Annotated in this window: 6 protein-coding genes and 2 pseudogenes; 7 read left to right on the forward strand and 1 reads right to left on the reverse strand. The window is 58.8% G+C overall.

What is annotated here, in order from left to right; genetic code table 11:
• Nucleotides 1-360: alanine--tRNA ligase-related protein (locus Q0341_RS03365; RefSeq protein WP_299510553.1), on the reverse strand; the 360-nt coding region annotated here is incomplete at its 3' end.
• A 180-nt stretch (nucleotides 361-540) separates the two neighbouring features.
• On the opposite strand from Q0341_RS03365, the gene Q0341_RS03370 reads away from it, so the two are divergent.
• The 7 genes and pseudogenes from Q0341_RS03370 to Q0341_RS03400 all read left to right on the forward strand — a co-directional run.
• Entirely contained in the window at nucleotides 541-2019 is a 1479-nt protein-coding gene (locus Q0341_RS03370; RefSeq protein WP_299510555.1) for an NAD-dependent succinate-semialdehyde dehydrogenase, read from the forward strand.
• Nucleotides 2020-2399: 380 nt separating this feature from the next.
• Nucleotides 2400-2825, forward strand: a pseudogene (locus tag Q0341_RS03375) (transposase); the annotation flags it as partial.
• A gap of 8 nt (nucleotides 2826-2833) precedes the next feature.
• Nucleotides 2834-3148, forward strand: a complete 315-nt coding sequence (locus Q0341_RS03380; protein ID WP_299510556.1) for a hypothetical protein — start codon at nucleotides 2834-2836, stop codon at nucleotides 3146-3148.
• An 8-nt stretch (nucleotides 3149-3156) separates the two neighbouring features.
• A complete protein-coding gene (locus Q0341_RS03385) occupies nucleotides 3157-3927 on the forward strand; it encodes a metallophosphoesterase (protein ID WP_299510558.1) in 771 nt (256 codons plus the stop codon).
• Nucleotides 3928-4034: 107 nt separating this feature from the next.
• A complete protein-coding gene (locus Q0341_RS03390; RefSeq protein ID WP_299510560.1) occupies nucleotides 4035-4370 on the forward strand; it encodes a hypothetical protein in 336 nt (111 codons plus the stop codon).
• Complete coding sequence (locus tag Q0341_RS03395; protein WP_299510562.1) at nucleotides 4363-5334, forward strand: phage Gp37/Gp68 family protein; 972 nt, start codon at nucleotides 4363-4365, stop codon at nucleotides 5332-5334. Before Q0341_RS03390 ends, Q0341_RS03395 begins: the two co-directional genes overlap by 8 nt.
• Nucleotides 5328-5562: pseudogene (locus Q0341_RS03400) on the forward strand (DNA cytosine methyltransferase); the annotation flags it as partial. The gene Q0341_RS03395 and the pseudogene Q0341_RS03400, both read left to right, overlap by 7 nt.

Raw genomic sequence — 5562 nt, forward strand, 5'->3', positions numbered from 1 at the left:
CTGGGTCAGCAGCTCCCACGCCCACTGCAGCGATTCGCGCTTGAAGTAGTCGCCAAACGACCAGTTGCCCATCATCTCAAAGAAGGTGTGGTGGCGGGCGGTGTAACCCACGTTTTCCAAGTCGTTGTGTTTGCCACCGGCCCGCAAACAGGCTTGCACAGATGCAGCGCGTACATAACTGCGCTTGTCGGAGCCCAAAAACACGTCTTTGAACTGGACCATGCCCGAGTTGGTGAACATCAAAGTCGGGTCGTTGCCCGGCACCAAGGGGCTGGACGCCACCACGGTGTGCCCTTTGGACTCAAAAAAGTCCAAAAAGGTCTTGCGGATGTCTGAGACGGAAATGGAGGCTTGGCTCATGGTGTTTTATGCTTTCAATGCAACAAAACATTATAGATTTGGCTCCAGCCCGTTCTGGGCTCACACGAAGCCCATACGCAAGGTTTTGCGACTTTTGTGACAGTCAAGACGTCCTCCAAGGGCTAAGCTGTGAAAATTGTCAGGTACAAACTTCTCAACTGACACCTTTTGGAGAACTTCATGGACATGAAAACATCGCCCCTCGCCCTGCTCAACGACCCCACTTTGCTCAAAACCGACGCTCTGATCAACGGGCAGTGGGTCTCAGGCAGTCAGCGTTTTGAGGTGACCGACCCGGCCACGGGTGGTCACTTGGCCAGCGTGGCCAACCTCGGTACGGCCGAAGCAGAAGCCGCCATTGCCGCCGCCAACGCCGCCTGGGGCCCCTGGAAAACCAAAACCGCCAAAGAGCGCAGCATCATTTTGCGCAAGTGGTTTGACCTGCTGATCGCCAACACCGAAGACTTGGCACGCCTAATGACCGCAGAAAACGGCAAACCCATTGCCGAGTCGCGTGGCGAGGTGGCCTATGGCGCGAGTTTTGTGGAGTGGTTTGCCGAAGAAGCCAAGCGCGTGAACGGCGAGACCCTGCCCCAGTTCGACAACAACCGCCGCCTCTTGGTGCTCAAGCAACCCATTGGCGTGTGTGCGGCCATCACGCCATGGAACTTTCCGCTGGCCATGATCACCCGCAAAGTGGCCCCGGCCTTGGCGGCAGGTTGCACCGTAGTCATCAAACCCGCCGAGCAAACCCCACTCACCGCGCTGGCCGCCGCCGAATTGGCCATTCGCGCTGGCATCCCGGCCGGGGTGTTCAACATCATCACCGCCGATGGCCCGCAAAGTGTGGCCATTGGCAAGGTGCTGTGCGCCAGCGATGTGGTGCGCCACATCAGCTTCACAGGCTCGACCGAAGTGGGCCGCATTTTGATGGCGCAGTCGGCCCCCACCGTCAAAAAAATGTCGCTGGAGCTCGGCGGTAACGCGCCCTTCATCGTGTTTGAAGACGCCGACATCGACAGCGCTGTGGAAGGCGCGTTCGCCAGCAAATACCGCAACGCCGGTCAGACGTGCGTGTGCACCAACCGTTTTTATGTGCAGGAATCGGTGTACGAAGAATTCGCCACCAAGTTCGCGGCCAAAGTCAAAACGGCCAAAGTGGGCAACGGTTTTGCCGACGGCGTGAACCAAGGCCCACTGATCGAGCCCTCGGCCCTTGACAAGGTCGAACGCCATGTGAATGACGCCATCGCCAAGGGCGGTCGCGTGCTCACCGGCGGCAAGCGCCTGGACGGCCAGTTTTTTGAGCCCACCGTGATCGCCGATGCCAGCGCCGACATGGTTTGCGCCAAAGAAGAAACCTTTGGCCCGTTTGCGCCGATCTTCAAATTCAAGACCGAGCAAGAAGCCATTGACGCGGCCAATAACACCGAGTTTGGCCTGGCCAGTTACTTCTACAGCCGCGATGTGGGGCGCATCTTCCGCGTCAGCGAAGCGTTGGAGTACGGCATGGTCGGCATCAACGTGGGCATTTTGGCCACCGAACATGTGCCTTTTGGTGGCGTCAAGCAGTCGGGCCTGGGCCGAGAAGGCTCGCACCACGGCATGGACGACTATGTGGAAATCAAATACCTCTGCATGGGCGATATCCTCAAGTAAACTACGCAGCTTGGCGGGTGTCGTTCAATGGTAGGACATGCCCGCTCTATGAAAACCGGGGTTTTTTCAGGAAATACCTATACCAAAAGCTACACCGATTAAGGCTTTTTCTGGTTGCTCCAAAGTCCGGTAATACTTCGCGAAACAGTGGTTTTAAACCAGAACATTCGCAAACCGTTGTGAAGGCTTGAGCCTTCAAATTTGACCAAAATGCGCGACAAGCCCGGTCACTTTAGGGCCGGGAAGGATAGCGCGGACCGCGAAGCGGTCCTTTGCATGCCCCGAGTCCCCGCACAAGTGGGCTCGTCGAAACCCTGTCAATCGCATTTGACACCGTGCATCTTCATTGCATGATGATTTCTCTACCAAAGAAACCAACCATGCAACGCCTGCAAGCCTTCAAATTCGAGCTGATGCCCAATGGGGCGCAGGCCAGACAGATGCGCCGATTCGTTGGTGCGTGCAGGTTTGTCTTCAATAAGGCGTTGGCATTGCAAAAGGAGCGCCATGAGCGTGGCGACAAAAAACTTGGCTACGCTGGGCTGTGCAAGGTTTTAACGGATTGGCGCAACGACTCGGAGACCGCGTGGCTGGCCACAGCCCCAGCGCACCCCTTGCAGCAGACGCTGAAAGATTTGGAGCGGGCTTACACCAACTTCTTTGCCAAGCGATCGGGCTTTCCTCGTTTTAAGCGCAAAGGCGACAACAACGGTTTTCGTTACCCCGACCCCAAGCAGTTTAAGCTCGATGAGGCCAACGCCCGCGTGTTCCTGCCCAAGCTGGGGTGGGTACGCTACCGCAAGAGCTTCGCGGCTTGAGTGAGGCTCGTGGTGGCCGCGCCAAGACCACACGGCTCGGGGACGCGTTCGCCGAGGGCTGGGTTGCGGGCATCGACAAGCTCGTGGCCGACTTTGCCAACCCCGAACCGGTTGAGGCTGCCATCGGCGAGTATGTTGAGCAGAAGGCGGCGGGCAAGAGTGCGCCCACGCGGGAGCCCAAGAGGTCCGAGGCAGGGTTCTATGCCGCTGCCATGCAGGGACTCAAGGCCGCGAGCGGGGAATCGATTTACCGGCCCATGGAGGCGCAGGGCCCCAAGCAAGCCATTGAGCACGGCTCCAACGCCAATTGAGGTCTTAAATGAAACACCAAATCCACCGCTACCCCCAAAACACAACGGGCCGCGACTTTGTCGTCGGCGACATCCACGGCCATTTTTCGCGCTTGCGCCGGGCGATGGAGTTCATCGGCTTCGACCCGTCCCGCGACAGATTGTTTTGCGCCGGTGACCTGGTCGACCGAGGCCCTGAGTCTCATGACGTGCTCAATTGGCTGGCCCAGCCGTGGTTCAAGTCGGTGCGCGGCAATCACGATCACAGCGCTGTGCGGTGGGGGAATCCCGATAACGCGATGGATGTCTCGCTGTATGCGCAAAATGGCGGCGCCTGGAACATCGGCAACACCCAGCCTGAGCGCCTGCGCTTCTCCGATGCGTTGGACGAATTGCCGCTGGCCATCGAACTGCAAACAGCAGCCGGCCCGGTGGGCATCATCCATGCGGACTGCCCCATGGGCGACTGGGGCGTGTTTGTCGCCGCGATGGAGGACCCAAGCACAACTCGGCATCTCCAAAAAGACATGACTGAGTTCGCCATGTGGAGCCGCGACCGCATCAAGAGCGGCGACAGCAGCGCAGTAGAGGGGCTGGTGGCCCTGGTGGTCGGTCATTCAACCATCGTTCGGCCGGTGGTGCTGGGCAACGTGCACTTCATCGACACGGGCGGTTGGCGCGAAGACGGGGGCTTCACGTTTTTGGAGGTTGGCACATTGAGTGCGCAGACCATCGACAACACCCTTGCAGACTTGGACGCAATGGACGCCACGCAACGCGAAACCGAGCCCTTGCACTGAATTTTCTGGCCAAAGGTGAATGCTGCGCTTTTGGCTTAGCAGTTCGAATTTGACTTGGGGGTTTTGCTTGGGAGACTGTGTGTATGACCACTGCACAAGGACTTCCAATGGACCAGAATCACGCCGCCGCCTCGGGGCATTGCACGCCCGCGGGACCTTTCACCCCCGCCCAACTCGCGCATACGCAAAGCGCATTTGCGGACTACTTGCGCCGCCATTACCCCGAGCAGTCGGCGGCGGCCCAGCCTATCGTCACCAACGAGGCCTTGCAAGCCAGTATGTACCGCTGGATTCGGGCAGTGGTCATCAGTGATAGCCAAGACGAGATCACCGATGCGCTTGAGGCTATTTCTGCGCGGCCGGTTACCGAGGCCGCTTTTGATGCTGCTATCGCCGAGGCTACGGTCCGTTACCCCCTGGGAATCGAGGTGGGTCGTGGCTGAAACCACCATCGAGTGGACCCGTGGCCCCAACGGCGAAAAGGGCTTCACCTTCAACCCTTGGTACGGCTGTACGAAGGTGTCGCCCGCCTGTGATCACTGCTATGCCGAGGACTGGGCCAAGCGCAGCGGCTTGGTTCAGTGGGGGCCGGGTGCAGAGCGCCGCCGCTCCAGTGATTCGAATTGGAAATTGCCACTCAAGTGGAATGCCGAGGCCGAGCGCCTAAGGGTCCGGTACCGGGTGTTCTGCGCCAGCCTGGCCGATGTTTTCGACAACTCGGTGCCGCAGGAATGGCGCGAGGATTTGTTCACGCTGATTGAGCAGACCCCTTACCTAGATTGGTTGCTCTTAACTAAACGAATCGGCAACGTGGCCAACATGCTGCCGGTGCCGTTCGACTTTGGGCGCCTTTACCCGAACGTCTGGATTGGCGCCACGATCTGCAACCAGGAAGAAGCCGACCGCGACATTCCGAAGCTGCTGCGCGTGCCGGCAGCGAAGCGGTTCTTGAGCATGGAACCGCTACTTGGACCGGTTGATCTTCAGTTCTACATTTACAGCGAGCCTACGGGAAATTTCCGCACCCATGAGGGCAAACGACAAATAGAACTGCGCAAGCCTGCCGATGGGGGTTTGCATTGGGTCATTGTCGGCGGAGAGAGTGGCCCCAACGCTCGACCGCTGCATCCCGATTGGGTGCGCAGCCTTCGCGACCAGTGCCAGGCCGCCGGAGTTGCATTCTTCTTTAAGCAGCATGGTGAATGGCTCGCCACAGATTTTTGTGATGACGCGATGGCGATGATCCCTCACAAGCGCTTGGCCTACGTGCGCAAAGATGGATCGTTTCATGACGATCCTCAAAAGGCTGATCCCGTTGGGGGTGAACAAGAGACAGCTTGGATTGGCAAAAAAGCCGCAGGCCGCATGCTGGACGGCCGGGAGTGGAACGAGGTGCCCAAATGCTGACGAGCCAATTCACCCTCGGCCTACACCATGAAATCGTGGTCGATCTTTTCGCTGGCGGCGGCGGCGCTTCAACTGGCATTGAGTTGGGCATTGGTCGCCACGTCGATGTGGCCATCAATCACGACCCAGAGGCCATCAGCTTGCACGAAGCCAACCATCCGCAAACGACCCATTACGTGTCAGACGTGTTTGCGGCAGACCCCGGTACGGTCGCGGACGGCCGCCCAG

It is taken from the genome of uncultured Limnohabitans sp. (genome assembly GCF_937889215.1).
GTDB lineage: Bacteria > Pseudomonadota > Gammaproteobacteria > Burkholderiales > Burkholderiaceae_C > Limnohabitans_A.

Bases quoted from the DNA above. Each gene is read 5' to 3' on its own strand.
- Q0341_RS03385 (WP_299510558.1), top strand. From the start codon at position 3,157: ATGAAACACCAAATCCACCGCTACCCCCAAAACACAACGGGCCGCGAC.
- Q0341_RS03370 (WP_299510555.1), top strand. From the start codon at position 541: ATGGACATGAAAACATCGCCCCTCGCCCTGCTCAACGACCCCACTTTG.
- Q0341_RS03390 (WP_299510560.1), top strand. From the start codon at position 4,035: ATGGACCAGAATCACGCCGCCGCCTCGGGGCATTGCACGCCCGCGGGA.